Origin of the sequence: [Mycobacterium] stephanolepidis, assembly GCF_002356335.1 — a bacterium.
Lineage (GTDB): Bacteria > Actinomycetota > Actinomycetes > Mycobacteriales > Mycobacteriaceae > Mycobacterium > Mycobacterium stephanolepidis.
In genome coordinates this window covers 4,017,997-4,038,129 of sequence record NZ_AP018165.1, presented here as the reverse complement: position 1 = coordinate 4,038,129, position 20,133 = coordinate 4,017,997, and the positions used below count along the sequence as shown (strand labels likewise).

General features: G+C 64.7%; 21 protein-coding genes and 1 tRNA gene. 8 read left to right on the top strand and 14 right to left on the bottom strand.

Annotated elements, in window-relative coordinates; genetic code table 11:
- The first annotated feature begins 9 nt into the window (after positions 1-9).
- Complete coding sequence (locus MSTE_RS20140; protein WP_096503867.1) at positions 10-822, top strand: RsiV family protein; 813 nt, start codon at positions 10-12, stop codon at positions 820-822.
- On the opposite strand, the gene MSTE_RS20135 is transcribed toward MSTE_RS20140, so the two are convergent.
- Positions 823-1,845 carry an NAD(P)H-dependent glycerol-3-phosphate dehydrogenase gene (locus MSTE_RS20135; RefSeq protein WP_030096583.1) on the bottom strand — a complete coding sequence of 341 codons (1,023 nt, stop codon included), beginning with the start codon at positions 1,843-1,845 and terminating at the stop codon, positions 823-825. It abuts the gene before it with no gap.
- Between the two features lie 34 nt (positions 1,846-1,879).
- On the opposite strand from MSTE_RS20135, the gene MSTE_RS20130 reads away from it, so the two are divergent.
- A complete protein-coding gene (locus tag MSTE_RS20130; RefSeq protein WP_162291691.1) occupies positions 1,880-2,929 on the top strand; it encodes a TIGR03617 family F420-dependent LLM class oxidoreductase in 1,050 nt (349 codons plus the stop codon).
- Here the strand turns inward: MSTE_RS20130 and MSTE_RS20125 are convergent.
- Both MSTE_RS20125 and MSTE_RS20120 read right to left on the bottom strand, forming a co-directional pair.
- Positions 2,926-3,564, bottom strand: a complete 639-nt coding sequence (locus MSTE_RS20125; protein ID WP_096503865.1) for a LysE family translocator — start codon at positions 3,562-3,564, stop codon at positions 2,926-2,928. The two genes, MSTE_RS20130 and MSTE_RS20125, sit on opposite strands and share 4 nt — an antisense overlap.
- A 12-nt stretch (positions 3,565-3,576) precedes the next feature.
- The gene (locus MSTE_RS20120; RefSeq protein WP_030096586.1) at positions 3,577-4,068 is read right to left on the bottom strand and encodes a YajQ family cyclic di-GMP-binding protein; all 492 of its coding nucleotides are present in this window, start codon (positions 4,066-4,068) and stop codon (positions 3,577-3,579) included.
- Between the two features lie 91 nt (positions 4,069-4,159).
- On the opposite strand from MSTE_RS20120, the gene MSTE_RS20115 reads away from it, so the two are divergent.
- A tRNA-Tyr gene (locus tag MSTE_RS20115) sits at positions 4,160-4,242 on the top strand.
- Between the two features lie 73 nt (positions 4,243-4,315).
- On the opposite strand, the gene MSTE_RS20110 is transcribed toward MSTE_RS20115, so the two are convergent.
- The 3 genes from MSTE_RS20110 to MSTE_RS20100 are packed head-to-tail and all read right to left on the bottom strand — an operon-like array spanning position 4,316 to position 6,008.
- The gene (locus MSTE_RS20110) at positions 4,316-5,173 is read right to left on the bottom strand and encodes a metal-dependent hydrolase (RefSeq protein ID WP_096503863.1); all 858 of its coding nucleotides are present in this window, start codon (positions 5,171-5,173) and stop codon (positions 4,316-4,318) included.
- Entirely contained in the window at positions 5,170-5,544 is a 375-nt protein-coding gene (locus MSTE_RS20105) for a 2TM domain-containing protein (RefSeq protein ID WP_096503861.1), read from the bottom strand. The genes MSTE_RS20110 and MSTE_RS20105 overlap by 4 nt, the downstream gene beginning before the upstream one ends.
- On the bottom strand, positions 5,541-6,008 hold the full coding sequence (locus MSTE_RS20100) for a PadR family transcriptional regulator (RefSeq protein ID WP_096503859.1): 468 nt from the start codon (positions 6,006-6,008) through the stop codon (positions 5,541-5,543). Before MSTE_RS20100 ends, MSTE_RS20105 begins: the two co-directional genes overlap by 4 nt.
- 175 nt (positions 6,009-6,183) lie before the next feature.
- Between MSTE_RS20100 and MSTE_RS20095 the strand changes: the two genes are divergently transcribed.
- Positions 6,184-6,435, top strand: a complete 252-nt coding sequence (locus tag MSTE_RS20095; RefSeq protein WP_231896931.1) for a hypothetical protein — start codon at positions 6,184-6,186, stop codon at positions 6,433-6,435.
- 16 nt (positions 6,436-6,451) lie between these two features.
- Here the strand turns inward: MSTE_RS20095 and MSTE_RS20090 are convergent, their stop codons facing one another.
- The 5 genes from MSTE_RS20090 to MSTE_RS20070 form a co-directional block, all read right to left on the bottom strand.
- Positions 6,452-6,694, bottom strand: coding sequence for a hypothetical protein (locus MSTE_RS20090; protein WP_157997724.1), 243 nt, complete (start codon positions 6,692-6,694; stop codon positions 6,452-6,454).
- Between the two features lie 44 nt (positions 6,695-6,738).
- Positions 6,739-7,683, bottom strand: coding sequence for a trypsin-like serine peptidase (locus MSTE_RS20085; protein WP_096503855.1), 945 nt, complete (start codon positions 7,681-7,683; stop codon positions 6,739-6,741).
- Between the two features lie 120 nt (positions 7,684-7,803).
- A complete protein-coding gene (locus MSTE_RS20080) occupies positions 7,804-9,075 on the bottom strand; it encodes an alpha/beta hydrolase family protein (protein ID WP_096503853.1) in 1,272 nt (423 codons plus the stop codon).
- Positions 9,076-9,092: 17 nt separating this feature from the next.
- Positions 9,093-10,619, bottom strand: a complete 1,527-nt coding sequence (locus MSTE_RS20075) for a S8 family peptidase (RefSeq protein WP_096503851.1) — start codon at positions 10,617-10,619, stop codon at positions 9,093-9,095.
- 80 nt (positions 10,620-10,699) lie between these two features.
- Positions 10,700-12,505: a peroxidase family protein gene (locus MSTE_RS20070; protein WP_096503849.1), complete on the bottom strand. Its 1,806-nt coding sequence runs from the start codon at positions 12,503-12,505 to the stop codon at positions 10,700-10,702.
- A gap of 248 nt (positions 12,506-12,753) precedes the next feature.
- Between MSTE_RS20070 and MSTE_RS20065 the strand changes: the two genes are divergently transcribed.
- Together MSTE_RS20065 and MSTE_RS20060 are read left to right on the top strand one after the other, a co-directional pair.
- Positions 12,754-13,878 carry a catalase family protein gene (locus MSTE_RS20065; protein ID WP_096506151.1) on the top strand — a complete coding sequence of 375 codons (1,125 nt, stop codon included), beginning with the start codon at positions 12,754-12,756 and terminating at the stop codon, positions 13,876-13,878.
- Between the two features lie 103 nt (positions 13,879-13,981).
- Positions 13,982-16,591 carry a LuxR C-terminal-related transcriptional regulator gene (locus tag MSTE_RS20060; protein ID WP_096506149.1) on the top strand — a complete coding sequence of 870 codons (2,610 nt, stop codon included), beginning with the start codon at positions 13,982-13,984 and terminating at the stop codon, positions 16,589-16,591.
- A 25-nt stretch (positions 16,592-16,616) separates the two neighbouring features.
- On the opposite strand, the gene MSTE_RS20055 is transcribed toward MSTE_RS20060, so the two are convergent.
- Complete coding sequence (locus MSTE_RS20055) at positions 16,617-16,862, bottom strand: hypothetical protein (protein ID WP_096503847.1); 246 nt, start codon at positions 16,860-16,862, stop codon at positions 16,617-16,619.
- Between the two features lie 276 nt (positions 16,863-17,138).
- Here MSTE_RS20055 and MSTE_RS20050 point away from each other — a divergent pair, with 276 nt between their 5' ends.
- Both MSTE_RS20050 and MSTE_RS20045 read left to right on the top strand, forming a co-directional pair.
- Complete coding sequence (locus MSTE_RS20050) at positions 17,139-18,413, top strand: S8 family serine peptidase (RefSeq protein WP_096503845.1); 1,275 nt, start codon at positions 17,139-17,141, stop codon at positions 18,411-18,413.
- Positions 18,410-18,634, top strand: a complete 225-nt coding sequence (locus tag MSTE_RS20045; protein WP_096503843.1) for a hypothetical protein — start codon at positions 18,410-18,412, stop codon at positions 18,632-18,634. Before MSTE_RS20050 ends, MSTE_RS20045 begins: the two co-directional genes overlap by 4 nt.
- A 57-nt stretch (positions 18,635-18,691) precedes the next feature.
- Here the strand turns inward: MSTE_RS20045 and MSTE_RS20040 are convergent, their stop codons facing one another.
- Both MSTE_RS20040 and MSTE_RS20035 read right to left on the bottom strand, forming a co-directional pair.
- Positions 18,692-19,123 (bottom strand): hypothetical protein, encoded by a 432-nt coding sequence (locus tag MSTE_RS20040; protein WP_231896930.1) that lies wholly within the window; start codon positions 19,121-19,123, stop codon positions 18,692-18,694.
- A 152-nt stretch (positions 19,124-19,275) separates the two neighbouring features.
- Positions 19,276-20,133, bottom strand: coding sequence for a universal stress protein (locus MSTE_RS20035; RefSeq protein ID WP_096503841.1), 858 nt, complete (start codon positions 20,131-20,133; stop codon positions 19,276-19,278).

Genomic DNA, 20,133 nt, shown 5'->3' with positions numbered 1-20,133 from the left:
ATTGGTCGCATGCGTCTTGGGAACCTGCTGATCGCCGTCCTGTGCGGCATCGTCCTTGTCGGCTGCGATAGGGGAGAAGCACCCACGAACGCCCCCGCCCAGGAATCCACCGGTGCGTCTGCCTCCGCGACGACAACCCCCACCGCCACGGTTGATCCCGCCGGCGAGCCCGCATGCCCCAAACATGGCGGTCGCTGGGACGGCGCTCAGGGCTGCGTCATCGACGAGGTCACCCCGCAGGCCACCCAACACCTGCTCATCCCCGTCCAGTGGGATTCGTCCTTCCCCGAGCTGCAGAAGGCGACCGACGAGCTGGTGGCGGATATCCGCGCTGGTTTCCGCAAGTCCGTCGAGCGTGCGGGGGCCCCGCCCGAGGGCAAGCCATGGGCGCTCCAGGTCAGCTTTGAGGCGTATCAGGGCAAGGGCGTGCATCCCTCCGACAGCGTGCGGTTCTCGATCAGCGAGTCACTCGGCGGCTATCACCCGGGATTCGCGTTTCGCACTCTCGCCTTCGACCGCGTCACCAAACAGCCGATCACCATCGGGTCGCTGCTGATCGATCCGGCGACGGCGTTGCCCAAGATCTCCGCGCTGGTCCGTGCCGACCTGCGTGCGCAGCTCGGCGGTGTGGGAACCGAATTCGTCGATACCGGAACGGTTCCGGAGCCAGGGAATTTCAAAGAACTCTCGCTGGACGGCGACGCGCTGCTGTTCTCCTTCGAGCCATACCGGGTGGCGGCGTACGCCGAGGGGCCGATGCAGAGCCGGGTGGCGCTATCCGAGCTGCGCGATGTGGTGAAGCCCGAGTACCTGCCCGCCTGATCAGAATCCGGTGCCGTGCACTTCGTGGCCGGGAGTCGCCGCCATAAGTCCGCGGTAGGCCTGCTCCACCGTGGAGCCGTGGTTGATCACCCCGTCGACCTCACGCGCGATCGGCATCTGGATGCCGTACTCATCGGCAAGGGTCATCACCACTGAGGACGCCTTCACGCCCTCGGCCACCTGATTCATCGATTCGATGATCTCGTCGATGGTCTTGCCCTTGCCGATCTCCTCGCCCACGTGCCGGTTGCGGCTGCTGGCACTCGTGCAGGTGACGATGAGGTCGCCCAGGCCCGCCAGGCCGGGAAACGTCTCCGGGTTACCGCCCATGGCCACACCGAGTTTGGTCATTTCCCGCAGCGCCCGAGCGATCACCATGGCGCGGGTGTTCTCGCCGATGCCGATCGCGTAACCCATGCCGCTGGCGATGGCGAAGACGTTCTTGAGTGCGCCCGCCATCTCCACACCCACCACATCGTTGGTGCTGTACACGCGGAAGCGTGACGTGCGGAACAGCTCACCCAGACGCGCCGCCTGGTGCTGATCGGGCATCGCGACAACGCCGGCGGCCGCGTACCCGCGAGCCACCTCCTTGGCGATGTTGGGCCCGGCCAGGATGCCCGCAGGGTGGCCGGGCAGCACTTCCTCGATGATCTGCGACATCCGCATCCGCGAGCCCTGCTCAAGGCCCTTGACCAGCGACACGATCGGCACCCACGGACGTAGAGATTGGCCGATCTCGGTCAGCACCTCGCGGAAGCTGTGTGAGGGAACGCCCATGATCACCACGTCGGCCTGCTCAATGGCCTCGTGCAGATCCGAGGTGGCGCGCAGGCTTTCGGTCAGTTCGACCTCGTCGCTCAGATATCGCGAATTGCGGTGCCGTTCATTGATATCCGCGACCGTTTCCGGTGAACGGGCCCACTGCAGGGTGGGGCTGCGGCGCGCCACAATCGAGGCCACGGTGGTGCCCCAGGATCCGCCCCCGAGGACGACGACTTGTGGTTCACGAAGTGCTGCCATGCCCGCCAGGGTATGGGCCCGATGCGCCGCGAATATGGACTTCGGCAATATGAGTGCGGTGTTGATCGATGTGACGCTCACGACCGGGCTGACCACCATGGCCGCCGATGCCGCCGAAGCCGAGGGGACCGGATACGCGGGTATCTGGACGTTCGAGGGCGCGCACGACCCGTTTCTGCCGCTGCTGCTGGCCGCCGAGCACACGAAGGATGTCACCCTGGGGACCTCCATTGCGGTCGCGTTCGCGCGAAATCCGATGCTGTTGGCCAATATTGGCTGGGATCTGCAGGCGTACTCGGGTGGGCGATTCATCCTCGGGCTCGGCACGCAGATCAAACCGCACATCACCCGTAGGTTCGGCATGCCGTGGAGCAGTCCCGCGGCGAGGATGCGTGACATGGTGCTGGCCGTGCGCGCCATCTGGCAGTCGTGGCAGGAACGTGGGCGCCTGGACTATCGCGGTGAGTTCTACCAGAACACCCTCATGACGCCGATGTTCATGCCCGATCCGGCCGAGGTGAGCGCCTCTGGCCCGCCCCCGATCTGGTTGGCCGGTGTCGGTAGCGGGATGACCGAGGTTGCGGGCGAGGTGGCCGACGGCTTCTTGTCGCACCCGTTCTGTACACCCGACTACCTCGCGCAGATCACCGTGCCGACGCTGGCGCGCGGCGCGCAGAAGTCCGGAAAGACGCTCGCCGACATTCAGATCCACCATTCGCCGATGATCATCATCGGGCGCGACGAGACCGAGCTGGCGACTGCGCGGTCCGCGGTGCGCAAGCAGCTCGCCTTCTACGGGTCCACACCCGCCTACTGGCCGATCCTGGAACTGCACGGGCGCTCAGAGGTTGGCCCGAAACTGAAAGAGCTGTCCAAACAGGGCGAATGGGATGCGATGACCAACCTGATCGACGACGAGTTCGTCGATGCCGCGGCGATCACCGTGACCGACCCCGTGCAGGGCGCACGCCAATTGCGGGACCGCTACGGCGATCTGGTGCACCGGTTGGGTTTCAACACCCCGTACCGGCCCGATCGCGCACTGCTGGCCGGGCTGCTGACCGCCTGTGCAGAGGCTCGCTAGGCGTGGGTACCTGAGATCGCCACCCCGGCGCCCAGGCCGACGATCATGAAGCCGCCCGCACCGCCCATTGCCTCCAGGCGCTTGGGTGAACGGGCGAACCAATTGCGCGCGGTGCTGGCCAGCAGTGCCCACAGGCTGTCGGAGACAAGAGCTATCGCGATGAACACAATGCCGAAGAGGAAGATCTGGGTCGGCACCGAGCCCGCGGCAGGATCGGCGAACTGCGGCAGCACCGCGGCGAAGAACAGCGCCGTCTTCGGGTTGGTCAGGCCGACGATGAAGCCTTGCCGGAAGACGTGTCGTCGTCCCGCCGCGGGCCGGTCTGCGTTCAATGCCTCGTTGAGCGACTTGCGATTCCGAATCGCCTGTACGCCAAGGTAGATCAGATAGGCCGCGCCCACCAGCTTCACCGCCGTCAGCGCCCAGGAGGAGGCGGTCAGCAGGGCGCCCAGTCCGGCCGTCGCAGGCGCCACGAACACCGCGGTGCCCGCCGTATTGCCCAGCACGCTCAGCAGGCCCGCGCGGCGGCCCAGGCTGAGCGAACGGCCAACGGAAAACAGCACGCTCGGTCCCGGAATCACGATGAGGGCGTACGCGACCAGCGCGAAGCCGATCAGGTGCGATGTGGAGATCACCGGACCATCGTCTTACCGGTAGTTCACGAACTGCAAGGCAATATCCAGGTCCGAGCCCTTCAACAGTGCCTGGACGGCCTGCAGGTCGTCACGCTTCTTGCTCGACACCCGAATCTCTTCGCCCTGCACCTGCGACTTGACACCCTTGGGGCCCTCGTCGCGGATGATCTTGTTGATCTTCTTGGCGTTCTCGGTGTCGATGCCCTGCTTGAGGGTCCCGGTGAGCCGGTAGGTCTTGCCGCTGGGCTGCGGGTCGCCCGCGTCGAAGGCCTTCATGCTGATATCCCGGCGGATCAGCTTTTCCTTGAAGACGTCCACGGCTGCCTTCAGGCGCTCCTCGGTGGAGCTGATCAGCTCGATGGTCTCGTCACCTTTCCAGGCGATAGTGGTGTCGGTCCCACGGAAGTCGAATCGTGTGGTCAGCTCCTTGGCCGCCTGATTGAGCGCATTGTCGACCTCCTGGCGGTCGATCTTGCTCACGATGTCGAATGATGAATCCGCCATGACTGCTCCCTCTTTCTGGTCTTCGTATGTTCCGTATCCAGTCGGTTTGCGTTGGCACGACCCTATCGTTGTATCCTGCATCGTCTGATAAGGCGGGTTGCCCGAGCGGCCAATGGGAGCGGACTGTAAATCCGTCGGCTTACGCCTACGCAGGTTCGAATCCTGCACCCGCCACAGCGGTCGGGCCCCCTCTGGAGGGGGCCCGACGTAATTTCAGGGAAGCGGAGATGGTGCCCAACGGGCCTCCTCAGCGCAGATGGCCGGCCAGCTGTCCCTGCTCGCCGAAGAGTTCGGTGTTCCAGCGTTCGACGAGTTCGGTGTTGTCGAATTCGTCCGGGTGGAAGCCGGGGCGGTTGTAGGCCCGGACGCGGTCGAGTACGTCCCGGGTCACGAAGGGCGAATGTCGCAGTTCGGCAATGCTTCTGAACAACCTGACGGGGTTGTACGTCGCCCTGTCGAGAAGCAGTGACATCAGGGTGTCCAGGAGAGTCCCGCAGAGGAACACCGTCGTGATCAGTCGCATGGCCCATGCGCGCATGCGTTCGGTGCCCCCGACGGTTCGATAGACGTCGAAGGCCACGGCGCGATGTTCGGACTCCTCCAGTGCATGCCACAGGAGCATCGAGCGGACCTCGCCCTCGCCCAGCAGATCTTGGGCACGCTGATCGGTCAACAGGGTCTCGGCAAGCGTTGCGGTGTAATGCTCCAGGGCCGCTGTCATGGCGAGGTTGAAGCGAGGCGGCAGGTACCGCGTGTAGAGAGTCATCCCTCGCTTGGTCAGCCGGTCGACGATGCCCGTCGGATACCCCATCTGCTGTAGTCGGTCGTTGAGCTCGCGATGCTCACGCCCGTGTGTCACCTCCTGGCCGATGAACCCGGCCACCTGCTTTTTCAGCACGGGGTCGGTGATCTGGTCGGAGAAGTGTTTGACGGACCGGATGAAGTAGTCCTCCCCTTCGGGGAACACCGCGGAGAGCATCGCGATGACGTGGCTCATCACCAGATCGCCCTGCACGTAGTGGCGGTTCAGTGAACCGGTCGGATACCGGAACGCGATGCGCCTTGTCTTGATGGGTCGGGTGGCTTCGCCGATGGGGGTGTTCATAGCGGCTCCTGGGTGGGTGTTTCGCGGGTAGCTCGGTTGACGCCCTCGGCAGGCCAGGGCTCTGGGTCGGTGTCGGGATGATGACGCCAGATGGAGCTGGCGACGACGTAGTGCGCGATGAGGGCGATTCCCCAGCCCAAGAGGGGATAGATGAACCACGGGTATGCCGTGCCCTGGTCGAACTGCCAGGTAAGCGCCCAGATCGCCACGAGCAGGACCTGTACAGCGACGTAGGTGCTGGCGTGGATCCGGAATGCGGCTCGATTCATCTGCCCGATCCATGCCCGGCGTTTTCGATCGAGCCGTCGCTGCTCCTCGTCGGCCCGGCGTTCGGCACGTTCTACTGCTCGTTCAAAGGCGTCATCGCTCACTGCTTGGCTCCTCTCCTGCGATCGTCAACTCGGGCAAGGCCGGTAATCTCCAGGGCGGCCTGATCGAGGATCTTCTCCACCGCGGCGGGATCCACCCGTCCCGCCGACGGCATGATCCGCGCGGAGAACCGGGCAAGGATCTTCTCGAATGAGTCGCCGCGGCCGAACCGTGCACCGGTGCGCAGTTCCACACCCGCCAGGACATCGGCCCTGCTGGTCAGTGCCCGCTCGCCCTCGGCCGATGTGCGGTACACCGTCCGGCCCTCGCGTGTCTGGCCCATCAGGAGACCTTCAGCGGCCAGTGCTTCGACTGCGGGATACACGGTGCCGGGTGATGGTTGGTAGCCACCGGCGCCGAAGAGCCGCGATAGTTCGGACATCAGCTCATAGCCGTGCATGGGCCGCTGCGCCAGCAGCGCCAGGAGCACGAGTGGCAGCTCGCCATGACGGAAGAAACGTGCCATGACGGTGCCTCCTCTCCGCGCCTACGAAACTATTACGAAAGTAGTATCGAAACTATTACGAAGTCAATGGCTCGGTGGGCGGTTCGCCAAGGAAGTACTACATCTGTTGTGGTTCATTTGCCGTTCCGCCCCGCGCCGGCGCGAACAGTCGGGGAAATGGTGCGACCATGCCCGCATGGCTGAAGACGCGGCGGTGGCGCAGGCTCGGGTCCTGCTGCGGTCGCTGTATGAGCATGTGGACTATGTGTCTCAACAGATCGACAAGGCCGAGCGGCAGATTGACCGGCATGCGAATCTCGCTGCCCCCCGGCATCATCGGCGCTTGCGTGCCATGCGCAAGGACCTTGACGAGGCGCACCGTCTCATCAGCGGCCTGCACGGTTGTTACCCGGCCACGCGCGCGACGTCGGGCGGGACGGCGTACTGATCTGTGCCGCGACGACCTAGCCGGCGGTCACCGTGAGCTGATCTTGTCCCTCGGCGATGTGAGCCGTGGCATGAAAGGTTTTCCCGGTGTGCGACACAAGAAATCGATAGTCGCCTGCCAGCGGTGCGGAGATGACCACCTCGCCCCAGTCGTCGGCCACCATGGCAATATCGTGGACGTCGCCGGGCGCCGAGTCGATGCTGATCACAGCACCGGCCATCGGGCGCCCGGCGGAGTCGCGAAATGAGATGCCGACCACGTATCCTCCTGTGTCCGGATTCTCTGATTACCTGAAAAGCCTTGTCACATACCGCTACTCTTCCACGTCGACATGTTGTTGAAGACGGCGCTGCTGATCCGGGTGGCCGAGTTGCCCGAGTTGGCGCCATTGGTGTGAATGCCCACGCCGTAACGGTTGCCGTTCTGCAGCACCCATACCGGTGAACCGCTCTGGCCGCCCGTGGTGTCGATGTCGTAGGTGATGACGCGGTCGGAGACCGACTTGGTGCGTTGCGCCATGAACCACTGCTCACCGTTCTTCTCGCCGGGATACCCGGACAGATTCAGCGCGGCGGCCTTCAGGAAATCATCGTTACGGGTGGCGAATCCGAAGTATCCCGTCTGATCACCCGGACGCGACGACGTCGGCAGGATGATCGCGCCATAGTCGTTGTCGCGATTCTGGTTCTGGGTCCACCCGGTGACGCTGCGGAAAGCGGTTCCCACGTGAGTGCCGAACGGGCGAACACCGGCATTGCGCCCGGGGATCACCTGGATCGAGCGCACCCATCCGCCATCGGCATGCATGTAGACGCAGTGCCCGGCCGTCATCACGGTGCGGGGAGCGATCAGCCAGCCCGTTCCGACATAGGTGCGGTTGTTGGCGGAGGTGATGATCAGGTGGCAGATCGCACGCCAGGGAAACGTGGTGGTGTTGCCGACCCGAACGCGATCATCGGTACCGATGATGACCTCGGCGCTGTTGGCCAATTCGGGGTAACTACCCAGAATGGCGTCCAGTGGCGCGAGTTCCGACTCGTCCGTGCTCAATCCATCGACGGAACCCAGTTCACTGACTGTGGACTCACCATGGGCTTGTGTTGCGGCGTTGGTGGTCTCGGTGTCGGCGTTGCTTGCTTGCGTCGACGGCAATTCGTGTTCGGTGACAGCGGCCGCGCCGGCGGCCCCTGAAATTTCGTACTCGGTCTCGGACGGCTTGTGATTCGTCGACTTGACTGCGGTGGCCATTTTCGTCTCCCTGCGTAGGGTGTGAGTTCGAGCTAGGACGTGTTCATCCTGTTCGGCACCGGGGCATGATTCACGCGTAGTGCGGTACTCGATCTCACACTGCGGGAGCAGTTTTCGTGTTCAGTTCTGGTTTGCGCGGGCGGCAGAGACGATTGCCCACGCCACCTCGGGGTGCTTGATATCGCTGTGCGCACCGCTGAACTGGGATTGGCCGGCGTCGGCGATGACCTTGTTGGCGTCAAGGCGGTAAAAATGCCCGCGCTGGAAGTCGTACGGCTTTCCGGCCTCGGCAAGCTCGAGTGGCGTCGCGGCCGGGTCCTGCTGGTATCCGTCGTGACCCATTGCCCCCCAGCGGAACCAAGGGTCCTGCCCGGCTTGGCTGTCCTGCCGAGCAAGCATGCTGGCCGCCGGATACCACCAGCCGACCGCGCGGTCGGCGGCGGTGTATGTCGACAGCAGTGGCCCGTCCACGCGCTCTTCGAGCCCGGCGAGGCCGCCGGGTCCTCGTCCCGGATCGAAGAGCAGCTTGCGGTTGAAGGTGAAGTGCGAGAAGGCGCCCTGGATCAGGGTGAGCGACTTGACGGGGCTGGTGCCGGTTGTCGGAAGCCCTGCCAGCGCGTAGGAGACCAGTCTCGCTCCGAAACTGTGTCCGATGAGGTGAATGCGGGGCGGGCCGTCGGGGCCCGACAGTGAGGCGAGCAGCGGACCGAGACCGCGCTGGCCGACAACTCCGGCCCGGTTCTTCATCTCGTAATAGCTCATCGTGCGCAGGATCTCGCGAGCCCCCGACCACAGCGCGGCGAAGGGATTGCCAAGTCCCTGTGCGGCACTCGTCGACTTCGGTGCCATAGCGGAGGCTTGCCCGAACACCGCGAGCGGGTCGCCCTTCACGATGTCCGACTCGCCGCTGTCCTCCTGCGACTGGGCGGGGGTGGTGACCAGTCCGGCGGCCAAGGTGTGGAACTCGATGAGCTTGGCGGACTGCTGCGGTTTCTCGTCGAGCAGCTCGCCCATCTTTTTCAGTTGCGCGGCCTGGCCGGGGAAGCGCGGTGCCAGCGCCGCGGCCAGCTCCGCGCCCGTGGAAGGCACGGGCGGCGCGCTATCGGGGCTGTCGTCGGGCAATAGCACCGACGGCCAGTTGATTCCGGCAACGGCCACACCGTCTGTGTCGCCGCCGAGCTGATCGGCGATCAACGAAAACATCGCGGTGTAGAGCTGGCGAGCGGAGGCTACGCTGTTGTTCCATCCGTGTGACATCAGGAACAGATCGGTGATGCCACCGGCCGCGACTGCGGCCGGTAGACCGCCGTCGCAGTCACCGGTGGCGTCGTTGAGTGAGCCATCGGCATTGAAATCCGGTTCGTAGTAGGGCAATCCTTTGATCGTTGTCATGATCTACTCGCTCGTCTCTAGGTGTTGGATAGTGCACGCATCAGGTCGACAAGACCCGCGCCCTGAAAGAACTCGTGACGCCCCAAGTCGACGGCCGACTTCAGGAAGATGTCCTTGACCTCTTGTGGTTTACCCACGAACTCTGTGCGAGCCGACAAGAACGCGGCAATCGCACCCGACACATGCGCGGCGGCCATCGAGGTCCCGCTGTCTTCGATGTAGTTGGCGGCTCCCTCGGTGCCGTCGTCCTTCAACAGGTCAATGCCCTTGGCCATGAGACCGGTTGCCGCAGAGGTGATCCGCTCACCTGGAGCCACCAGGTCGGGTTTGCGTCGGCCATCGAGAGTCGGCCCCTTGGAGGAGTCGAAGGTGACACCGCTGGTATGCGGCCGGTACCGGTGGACCGAACCGACGGTGATCGCGGTGGCAGCATTGCCGGGGTCGGTGATGGTGGAGAGCTGACCATAGACATCGGCCGTCGTGCCCAAGATCGCGGCGCCCACACCGGCCGCGGCGGTGCCGGCCCCGAGGTTTCCGGCGCTCACGACGCAGACCACCCCCGATCCGGTGAGCAGATCGAGCTCGCGGCATAGCGGGCTTTGGCCTGCCGCGTAATCCCTTGGCATCCACCCGCATCCCAGAGACAGGTTCACGCCGTGGATCTGTAGGTCGTTGCCGTAGCTGTTGATCTCGCGCACGTAGTTGAGGGCGTCGATGAGCACGCTGGACAGGGTCTTGCCGTCGTCATCGAGAACCTTGAGGCTCACCAGGTTGGCGTGCGGCGCCACCCCGGACAGCCGTGACCCCTGCGCCAGCATTCGCGGAACCCATTCGGGCAGCCCCTCGGCGGTTGGTTGAGTGGATGCGATCCGGATGAGTTTCGGGTCGGTGGGGGATTCGCCCGCGATGATGCCGGCCACATGGGTGCCGTGTCCGTAGACATCGACGAGCGGGCCCTTCGAGGCCTGCGGGGACAGCGTGAAGTCCTTGTGCAGCGGCATCACCGAGTCCGCGGTGAGGGTGCCGTTGGCGGCGAAATGTGGGTGCTCGGCGTCGATTCCCGAATCCAGCACGGCCCAGACGACTCCGGTTCCGCCGGAGCCATAGGTGCGGATCGCCGCATCGGCCTTGATGGTGGTGAGCGAGCGGTCCAGGTGCGCCTCGACCACCAGATCCGGCCACACCCGCCGGATCAGCTGCAGTGCTTGCTGTGCGCTTTTGGCGGTCGGGGACTTGGCGCCACCGCGGACCAGGCGCTGGATTTCGTCGGGGGTGAGCATGCACCGCACATAGTGGCGACCGACGGGCGTTGGTGTGGGCGGCTCGTCGCGCAGTACCCGGTGGAACATGTGCAGGAATTGGTCGCGCACGTCATCGGGGTCGACGCCCGCGCCGACGAGAAGCTCGATCAGTACCATCCTGCGATCGTCATCGTCGGTGACCAAGGCGTTGGCCTCGGCCGGCAGTGCCGTCTGCGGATCGGCCAGGACCATCGGGCTGATGACCGATGGCCGCTTGGGCCCGCGTGGCACGGGGCTAGTCATCGCACACCGAAGGCATGAGTCCGGTGGGTTTCATCTGACGATTGTGAACCCAAACACCGTTGTCGGTCATGAGTATTCGCCTACTCGGTCGATCCGCTGGCCCATGCGGGCGTCCACGGAGCGAAGGGATTCGCGACACCGTCGAGGGCGGCCTCCAGGGACGGGAAGTGCCGGAGCAGCACCGAACGCATCGAGTTGTTCCTGACCCACGCGATGCCTTCCGGGGTGTAGATCTCGGGCCGGAAGTCGGATGTGAAGAATCTGTCGCTCTCCAACCGGCGCGACGCCATCAGCACGAAGATTCGAAAAGCTGTGTCGCTGAACCCAAATCCCTTCGGTTTGGGCTCCGCGTACAGTCCCACCATCAGATCCACTCGTTCGACATCGCCGTATATCGCCGCGAGTTCCTTGGCCACCACCGGGTCGTCGGTGAGCTCGCCGAAAGAAGACACCGGACGCAGACGCAGCATCCGTCGGAAATCGTTGTAGCGGAGGACTCCCCGTTCGCGCACCCGAAGCACGTCGATGGCGGCGAGGTCCAAAACGGATCCGTCCGGCCGTTCCAGACGTTGCAGATGACGCGGAAAGTTATGCAGAGTCAGCGCGCCCGGATTGGCACGGCCGAACGAATAAATGATGTTCTCTATCGACGTCTCGCTGAAACGCGTTCGCACATGTTGTACGGCCAGATCGGGCAATTCGTGCTCGGCGATCACGGAATCATCGGATGCCGACCGAAGCACGAAACGATCGGGAATTAGCGGGTGCATGCGGTACACCGCGACAAATTCTTCGGTCAGCGAATATGGCACGTTATGCAGACTTGTGGGTGAGCCGGGTATGCCGCGTAGCAGAGCGTTATGCGGCTGGCGCCGAAATAGGTTGCCTAAGCGCTCACCCAGAATGCCGGACCAGTTGGAGTTCATCGCGAATACCGTGGTGGGGTGCCCGATTATGGCGGGAGTCCAGTCGATCGTGTGGATTTTCGCCATCAGGGCGGTGTTGACTAGACGGGCCTTGTCGTACAGCTCCTGGTCGGACATTTCCGGATGACAGGCAGCCAGATGCTCGCAGATGGCGTTGTGTTCCCGCATGAACAGCGAATGCAGGATGGCCAGACCGACCCAGAAGTTCACGGCCGTCTCTGATGTGCTGGCCAGCGCTTCGACATCGGCCGGCGGTAGACCCTGTCCGTCCAGCCGCAGCGTGCCCCCGGTCCCGGTGCGCAGCGCGTCGGCGATGGCGCGAGTGCCACCGTAGACCTGCGATCCGTCCCACCAATGGGTGTCTTGCGTGACGAACGTCGGGGGGCCTGACGCGTCGGGGCACGGGTCGGGTGCGGTGCGGCGTATCTGCATCGGACGTTGTGGCCACGGATCGTTCCGGTCCAGGGGAACCGTCCATGGCTCGGTTTCGACCGTGTTATGGCTGAACCAGTCGTGGACCTCGAATTGGATCCACGCCGCGGCCAGTACGTTCAGGGTTGTTGCCGGAATGAACTCGTCGCGGGTCAGCAGCCTGCGACTGATCAGCCGCGGGTTCGGGTCCAGGAGTTGTTCGGAGGACTCGGGGAAGGTCTGGGCAAGGGGCGCGTTGCGCCCGAACCGGCTGCCCACCGACCCCATCAGGGGGTGTTCGAGGTTGTTGTAGGTGCCGTCCAACGTCCGGGCACTGCGGCAGGAGGCGTTCTCCGGCGGCGGTGATCCGCCCGGCGCCCGCCCCGTGTCGAACAGATTGTCGGCTCGCAGCGCGTTACGGAGCCCGATGAGCACTGCGATGCCGAATGCCGTGGGCAGGCGCGACCACCCGACCGACCGATCAATTCGTGTTGCGAGCCACGAGGCCAATGTGGTGGCTGATGTGGCGGGTCCACTCTTTTTCGCCATACGGTAATGCTGACAAATTCTGACGAGTCAGAACGTGAGTATTGCGCTACTCGATCCCCTCCAAATTGGATTTCCGATCGAACCGGGAATACCTCGTCAATTCACCCACGTGGGCGCCGGCCGCAGCGCAGGATTGAGTAGTCGTGTACTCATGCGCGGCACCCCCGGCATTCGCGACACTGAGAACGTCACCGTGTCCGATGGATATCGACCGTCCCGGACCACTAATACGGGAGGACTGGACCGCGATGGGCGCCACCGATGAATCGCTCGAAGCGACGCGTACCTACCTTCGGTACAGCGAGAACATGGACGCGGCACCTCCCGGCGAGGAGGAGGCCATCGACAAGATCATCAAGGTGCTGCACACGAACAACCAGCGGGCCTTCCAGAAGTATCGGCATGCCGTTCGTGATGCGCATGCGAAGAGCCACGGCATCTTGCGCGGTGAGCTGACCGTCTATCCGGACCTGCCGCCGCACCTACGCCAGGGCATGTTCGCAACGCCCGGTAGTTATCCGATCATCTCCAGGTTGTCCACCACGTCCGGCCTGCTGCGCAGCGACCGGATCCGGGGCGTGCGGGGCTTGGGCATCAAGGTCCTGGATGTGGCGGGCCCGCGGACGCTCCCCGATGACGACGCCACCACCCAAGACTTCGTGTTGGTCACCCACCGCGAGTTCCTCTTCGCCGATGCGAAGGCATATCTTCGGCGCGGGATGCCCACGGCCTGGTTGCTGGCGCGGCTGCCGGACACCGCACTGAGGGTGGGTAGCAACCTTCTGGGCGGGGTGGCGAAACTGCTTCCACGCGTGGGACTCTCACTGCCGGAATCGGTGGCCGTGTTCGTTCGGCCCAACACTCACATCCTCGGTGACACGTTCTATTCCTCGGCGCCGCTGCGGTACGGAGAGTATGTGGCCAAGCTGAGTTACGTACCGCTGTCCACGTCCGTGCGGGACCTCGAGGGGGTGCTGCTGCCGGACGATATCGCCGACGACGAGTTCCGTCACCTGGTATCAGAGTTCTTCCAGCACAACAGTGCTGAGTATGAACTGAGGGCACAACTGTGCACCGACGAGAAGACCATGCCCCTTGAGGACGCCACCGTCGCGTGGCCGGAAAAGGACTCCCCACACCGGGGAATCGCCAAAATCGTCTTCCCCGTTCAAGATTCATATGGCGACAAGAGGCGGGTGTTCGGCGACGATGTGCTGTCCTTCAATTCCTGGCGCGCCCTGGCCGCGCATCGGCCATTGGGGTCGATCAACCGATTGAAACTTCGGGTTTACGAGGCATCCAGCAACTTTCGGCACGAGAAGAACGGGGTGTCGCGGATGGAGCCGGCCGGGGTTCAGGATCTACCGGACTGAGATGGTTGCGATGACACGTGCGATCACCACACCAGCGGCGCTGGAGAAACCTTCCCCCGGACTGGCCCACGCAAACCGCCGTCGCGATCTAGACTCTTTCTCCATGTCGGGGAGCTGGCAGTTGCTCGACCGCCCAAACGAATTCGAGGCTGTCCGCGCGACGCTGTCGGACAGCCTGTCGTGTGGTGTGGTGTTGGTCGGCTCGGCGGGAGTCGGCAAGACCACCCTCGCGCGCACGGTCACCGACTCACTGGAATGTCAGGTTCGCTGGGTGGCTTGCACCGAGTCGTCACGGAGCATTCCGCTGGGCGTGTTCGCTCATTGGATACAGACAACCGGATCGCGTGACCCCGCTGCGCTCATCGCTGCGGCACGGGAATCCATTGTGGCGACACCACATCCGATCATCGGGATCGACGATGCCCATCTGCTGGATGATCTGTCGGCGACCCTGCTGCATCAGATCGCAGTCGGCCATGCGAGCCGGCTGGTGGCCACCGTGCGTAGCGGTGAGCCCGTTCCGGATGCGGTCACCGCATTGTGGAAGGACGACTACCTGCGCCGGTTCGAGCTCGAGGCGTTCACCAAGCAGCAGAGTGTCGCCCTCGTGGAATCGGTGCTCGGCGGAGCGCTCGAAGGGCTGAGCGCCGACGTGATGTGGGAGTCATCCGGTGGAAATCCACTGTTCTTGCGTCATCTGGTGGAGGGTGCTGTCGAGGCCGGATCCCTCACCGCCGTCAACGGAGTGTGGCAACTGCGTGGAAACACGATTGTCCCGTCGGGGTTGGCAGCATTGCTCGGAGATCGCCTCGAACAGTTGGACGGCGACGTACTCAACGTGCTGAAACTGCTGTCCCTGTGTGAACCTCTCAATCTCGACACGTTGTGTGAGATCGCCGGTGGCGATGCTCTTGACGGTGCGGAGCTCAGCGGCTTTGTCCGTGTGGAGGCCGACGGCCGACGGAACAATGTGCGGTTCAGCCATCCGATGCTGGGCGAGGTGATCCGGCGCCGAGTGGGCACCGCATCGGCTCGGCGTCTGCGCGGTCAGCTGGTGCGGGCACTCCGGGAACGCGATATCGACTCGGCCGCCAGACGCATTCGGCTGGCGCAGCTCTCTGTCGATAGCGACGAGACCACCGACCCGGCCCTACTTGTCTCCGCCGCGAAGGACGCGGTGTACCTGTCCAACCTGCCGGTGGGTGAGCATCTGGCGCGCTGCGCGGTGGAACGTGACGGAGGCCTGCGCGCGGCCGAGGTGCTCTCGCGCGCTCTGCTGTGGCAGGGCCGGCCCGAGGAAGCCGAGCAGGTGCTCGCCGAGTTCGATCCCGACCAGCTCGATGAACTCTCGCTGGTCCTGTGGGGCCTTCCGCTGGTGTCCATCGCGTTCTGGTCGATGGGCGATGTCCGGCGCGCACGCGAGCTGATGGCACTGCTGCGAGAACGCGTGCAGCATCCCGCCCTGAAACTGGTCGTCGACGCGACGGGGGCGGCGTTGGCCGTGCACGAAAACCACTTCGATGACGGACTGGCGGCGGCGACCCTGGTGCTCTCGGATCCGGAGGCTCCCCGGCAGGCAGTGGAATTCGCGGCGTTCGGTATCGGGCTCGCGCTGCCCGTCGCTGGGCGCGGCGATGAGTTCGAGCCGATCGCGGCGAGGTGCCGCGCTCAGAAAAGGTCCACCGACGGCATGATCGCGGTGATGGTGCGCTACTGCGACGTACTGGCACTTGTCTACACCGGGCAGCTCCGACTGGCCGACCGCCGGGTTACGGAGTACACCGAATTCTCCTCCGCCGGACAGTTTCTGGCGTGGGCGATAGCGCGCATCATGGCAGGCCTGGTTGCCGTGCACCGTGGCGCCTTCCCGACGGCGATCTCTTCCATCGAGCAAGCACTGGCCGCGCTCAACGCCGAGAAGCCACTGCCCTGGCAGCTGCCCGCACGGCTGTTGCTGGCCCGCGCCTACGCCGCACTCGGAAAGGTTGAAGATGCCGAGCGTGTGCTGACCGAATCCGGAGAACACTCAGGACAGTTCGTCGCGCTGCACGACCCCCAGCTGTTGATCGCGAAATCATGGCTTGCCGCCGCGCGCGGCGCAGACCGGTCGGCGGTCGATATCGCCCGGCGCGCGGCCGACGCCGCGCACACCGCGGGCCAGTATGCGGTGGAGGCCGAGGCCCTGCACCATGCGGCACGCTTCGGTGACCGGACCGTGGGGCGCCGCCTCGCGTCGCTTGTCCCGCGTGTGCATGGGCCGTTGGTGCAGCTGTATGCGCGGCATGCGGTCGCAGTCGGGGCCTCGGATGCCGAGGCACTGGATGTGGTGAGTGGCGAGTTCGAGAACGCGGGCCTGCTGCTCTCGGCCGCGGACGCCGCGGCGCAGGCGGTGGCGTTACGCGGTCGCGATGGAGACAGGAGCAAGAGCGCCGAGTCCGCCGCGCGTGCACTGCGGATCGCAGGTCAATGCGGTGGTGCGGCTACGCCCGCGATCCGGGCCGCCGCGCGCCCGCTGCCGGTCACCGCACGTGAACGTGAGATCGCCGCGCTCATCGGGGAGGGGTTGTGCAACCGCGAGATCGCCGAGCGCCTCACGCTGTCGGTGCGGACCATCGAGGGCCACATCTACCGGGCATGCATCAAACTCGATGTCGCAGACCGTGATCAGCTTGCCAAGATTGTGTGGAGCGATCTGGCGAACCCGCAGGAGTAGGCGAACCGCCCGCTGCCCGCGCCGTTCATTCGTCCGCGGTGTTCTCCGATTTCGGCGCCTGCAGAACGGTGCGTTCGTGCACCAAGTACCCGGATGCGACGGAGAAGAGCACAGTGATGGCCGAGCCGACGTCTCCGGGTATCTCCACATTGAACTTGCCGAGGACGAAGACCAGCACGACCGAGATCGCGCCGGCGGTGCCACTAGCCGCAACCTTGGTCGTGGGTGTGTGTGATGGCTGCCGGATTGCTTGTCGTTCAAGCGTTGTCATGATCGGCTCCCTTAGGTGATAGGTCTGCTGAAACGGTAGGGCCGGCGGACCGATACCCGCACGAGTAGCGGGCTACTTCGTTCCTCGCGGGTGATGAGACGACGCGCTGCGACCTCACCGAAGCTGCATCGACTGCGCCCAAATGCAGGTAGTGGATCACTCGTTCGGAATCGCGCGACGCTGCCGACCATTGCTGGTAGCCGAGCTAGTGCGCCTATATCCCGTTGGGCGTCTGCGGCTTCCCACCACGTACGTCAGGAAAGGACGGACCCGGAAATGACTAACACCGACTCGCAGATTTACACAGGAAGGCAAGTGGTTGTCTTCGCACCGGCAACGGCGCGCGGGAACAACGCCACCACGCTCGCGGGCATCGCGGGGATCTCGAATATCGCGCACAGCAGGGATTTTGAGAATCAAGCGATGGACATCAGCGCCGTCGTCGACGCCGATGCCACGGTGTTCGACGAGCTCGGTCTGGCCGTGGTGGACTCTGACCCGGAGCAGACCATGGCGCTTCACGCCGCCGCGTCGGCGGGCGGCACGGTGTTGTCCGTGGAACCGGAGTTGATCCATCACGCACTTACCGTCACCTCTGCCGAATACCTCAGCGGCTACCAGCACGGTGTCTCCGACCTTTTCGCACGGTTGCAGGCCGACTCCGCGACAGTCGAAGAACTTGCCGCTGCCTATGCGGATAACGACTCATCGACGTGGGGTCTGCAGGCCACCAGGACAGACACGAGTTCAAAGACCGGCCACGGGGTTCGGGTGGCGGTGCTGGACACGGGCTTCGACGCCGCACATCCCGACTTCAAGAAGCGTCACGTGACCATGCAATCGTTCATCGACGGAGAGACCGCCGATGATGGGCATGGGCACGGCACACACTGCATCGGGACCTCGTGTGGACCGCGCTCCCCGCGGGGGAGCCGTCGTTACGGAGCAGCGACCGAGGCCGAGATCTTCGCAGGCAAGGTGCTGAGTAACGCCGGGTCGGGCGCCGACGGCGGTATTCTCGCCGGCATCAACTGGGCAGTGGCCAACAACTGCGCCGTCATCTCGATGTCGTTGGGCGCCAACGTCGATAAGACGTCTCTCGCCTACGAGACGGTGGGGCAGCGTGCGCTCGACCGCGGCTCGCTGATCATCGCCGCGGCGGGCAACAACGCGAACCGGAGGATCGGAAACTACGGCTTCGTCGGCGTGCCCGCGAACAGCCGTTCGATCATGGCCATCGCCGCGGTGGACTCGTCCTTGAACCCGGGCTGGTTCTCGGCGCGTTCGAGCACCAAGACGAAGGCCGCGGGTCGGATAGACCTTGCCGGACCGGGTGTCGATGTGTACTCCTCGTGGCCGATGCCGAAGCGCTACAATTCGATCAGCGGTACCAGCATGGCCACGCCTCATGTGTCGGGTATCGCGGCGCTGTGGTGCGAGGCCACAGGGCTCACCGGTCGGCAGCTGTGGGCAGTGCTGTTACAGCACGCGGTACCGCTCAACGTCCCGGCCGTGGATGTGGGCGCCGGGCTTGTACAGGCCCCACAGTGACGGCGCAGCGGGTCACCGTGACGATCGAAGAGCGTGATTTCGACGGCACGGTGGCCGCGTTGCGGGCGGCCGGTATGGCCGGTATGCAGGTGCACCGCGAGATCGGCGTGGTATCCGGTGATGTCACGAATGCCGCTGCGCTGGTAGATATTCCCGGAGTAATGGTGGTGGAACCCGAGGGACGGACGCATATCGCGCCGCCCAATGCGGGTATCCAATAAGGGCCACCCAACCCAGTGGAGGCGGTGCTACTGAGCACCGCCTCCACTGGGTGTCCACTAGCCTGCCAACCGGCGTGCGCCCAGCGCACCGACGCTGCGGTGGGTGACACGGCGGAACAGTGCCCGGCGCTGCGCACCGATCGATACCGGGATGGAACTGACGGTGGCAGGCCCCGGGCGGACGTCGTCGGATTCCAGGTAGGTCGCGGCAACACCGGGAAGCACTCGCAGATGTTCGGCGAGCCGCTCGAACTCGGGGCAGGCGGGCGCGGTGACGACGAAGATGGATCGCAGCTCGGGCGGTACACCCGCGGCATTGACATGAAGGGGAGCAACCGTGTGCCCGGCGACCCGAATCGCCTCGAAAATCGGTGTGGCTGAATTGATTGCACCCGGATGCTCACGAAGGTCGTGAGCAGGGCCGGCCTCAACCAGGATGAGCAGGCTGACGTCCGGCGAGACGCTGCACGGGGCTGTTCGCGTAATCATTTCGACTCCTCCCGGCATGGGGTGTGTGGCTCGGTTTCGTTGTGTAAAAGCGGTACACAACGATCCTGATCCGACACGGTCTCGATGACGCGAGTAGCGAGGTACCCCAAACGAAGAGGTCGCGAGTGGTGGGCACCACCCGATGGTGTTGCCTACAGCAGCCGCTGACGCGCGGCGACGAGCACCGAACAGTGTGTCCGACCCAGCACGCCGCATCCGTTGGGGCCGACCAACTCCTGCACGTGTGCCGCATCGCCGGCTCCGAGAACCACCAGCTGTACGGAATGTCCGTGGCGTTCCAGGTAATCCAGCGTGCCGCCCACCGGATCGAGTACACGGATGTCCAGGTCGGAGTGCCGTGCCCGTAGGGGTGCCAGGCGTCGCTCCAGCAGGACGGCCGCCACCTGACGGTCTCCGCGTGCCAAGGTGGCGACCCGATGCCCGAAGAGGGGCATCGCGCGATGGCGCAGCAGGACACGCATCGGCGCGCGGCGCAGCCGTGCCTCGTGCGCTGCGAGTTCCAACGAAGCCACCGACTCGTGGGTCTCGTCGACCTCCACCACCACCGAGGGCTCCGCACCGGCCGGTACCTGGCCATCGCGGATCACCGCGACCGGACAGCGCACCGACCGGAGAACTTCCGCAGCAGTGGATCCGACTTTCCTGGTGTCGGAGCCGCTGATGCCGATCGCGCCCACGCACAACATGAGGGCGTTGCGTGAGGAGTCCAGCAGCACGTCCGCTACCCGTCCGTGCCGGATATCGGCGTGAACCTCGACCGGCTTTCGCGTCGACCCGATCTCGCGGACGGCATGCCGTAGCGCCATCCCGGCGGGGCTTGGCTCCTCGTCGAACTCCGGGAACTCCGGTTGGGGCACCACGTGGACCAGGCGCAGCGGTACGTCACGGTGCAGTGCCTCATCGACCGCCCATAACGCGGCCCGAACCGCGGATCGCGAACCGTCGATGCCGACGACCACCGCGGACTGGCGGGTGGGGATCTCGCTCAT

Bases quoted from the DNA above. Each gene is read 5' to 3' on its own strand.
- MSTE_RS20100 (WP_096503859.1), bottom strand. From the start codon at position 6,008: ATGGCACGTTTCTTCCGTCATGGCGAGCTGCCACTCGTGCTCCTGGCG.
- MSTE_RS20120 (WP_030096586.1), bottom strand. From the start codon at position 4,068: ATGGCGGATTCATCATTCGACATCGTGAGCAAGATCGACCGCCAGGAG.
- MSTE_RS20065 (WP_096506151.1), top strand. From the start codon at position 12,754: ATGGGCGCCACCGATGAATCGCTCGAAGCGACGCGTACCTACCTTCGG.
- MSTE_RS20075 (WP_096503851.1), bottom strand. From the start codon at position 10,619: ATGACTAGCCCCGTGCCACGCGGGCCCAAGCGGCCATCGGTCATCAGC.
- MSTE_RS20080 (WP_096503853.1), bottom strand. From the start codon at position 9,075: ATGACAACGATCAAAGGATTGCCCTACTACGAACCGGATTTCAATGCC.
- MSTE_RS20135 (WP_030096583.1), bottom strand. From the start codon at position 1,845: ATGGCAGCACTTCGTGAACCACAAGTCGTCGTCCTCGGGGGCGGATCC.
- MSTE_RS20060 (WP_096506149.1), top strand. From the start codon at position 13,982: ATGTCGGGGAGCTGGCAGTTGCTCGACCGCCCAAACGAATTCGAGGCT.
- MSTE_RS20070 (WP_096503849.1), bottom strand. From the start codon at position 12,505: ATGGCGAAAAAGAGTGGACCCGCCACATCAGCCACCACATTGGCCTCG.
- MSTE_RS20055 (WP_096503847.1), bottom strand. From the start codon at position 16,862: ATGACAACGCTTGAACGACAAGCAATCCGGCAGCCATCACACACACCC.
- MSTE_RS20085 (WP_096503855.1), bottom strand. From the start codon at position 7,683: ATGGCCACCGCAGTCAAGTCGACGAATCACAAGCCGTCCGAGACCGAG.
- MSTE_RS20035 (WP_096503841.1), bottom strand. From the start codon at position 20,133: ATGAGCGAGATCCCCACCCGCCAGTCCGCGGTGGTCGTCGGCATCGAC.
- MSTE_RS20050 (WP_096503845.1), top strand. From the start codon at position 17,139: ATGACTAACACCGACTCGCAGATTTACACAGGAAGGCAAGTGGTTGTC.
- MSTE_RS20110 (WP_096503863.1), bottom strand. From the start codon at position 5,173: ATGAACACCCCCATCGGCGAAGCCACCCGACCCATCAAGACAAGGCGC.
- MSTE_RS20040 (WP_231896930.1), bottom strand. From the start codon at position 19,123: ATGATTACGCGAACAGCCCCGTGCAGCGTCTCGCCGGACGTCAGCCTG.
- MSTE_RS20140 (WP_096503867.1), top strand. From the start codon at position 10: ATGCGTCTTGGGAACCTGCTGATCGCCGTCCTGTGCGGCATCGTCCTT.
- MSTE_RS20130 (WP_162291691.1), top strand. From the start codon at position 1,880: ATGGACTTCGGCAATATGAGTGCGGTGTTGATCGATGTGACGCTCACG.
- MSTE_RS20095 (WP_231896931.1), top strand. From the start codon at position 6,184: ATGGCTGAAGACGCGGCGGTGGCGCAGGCTCGGGTCCTGCTGCGGTCG.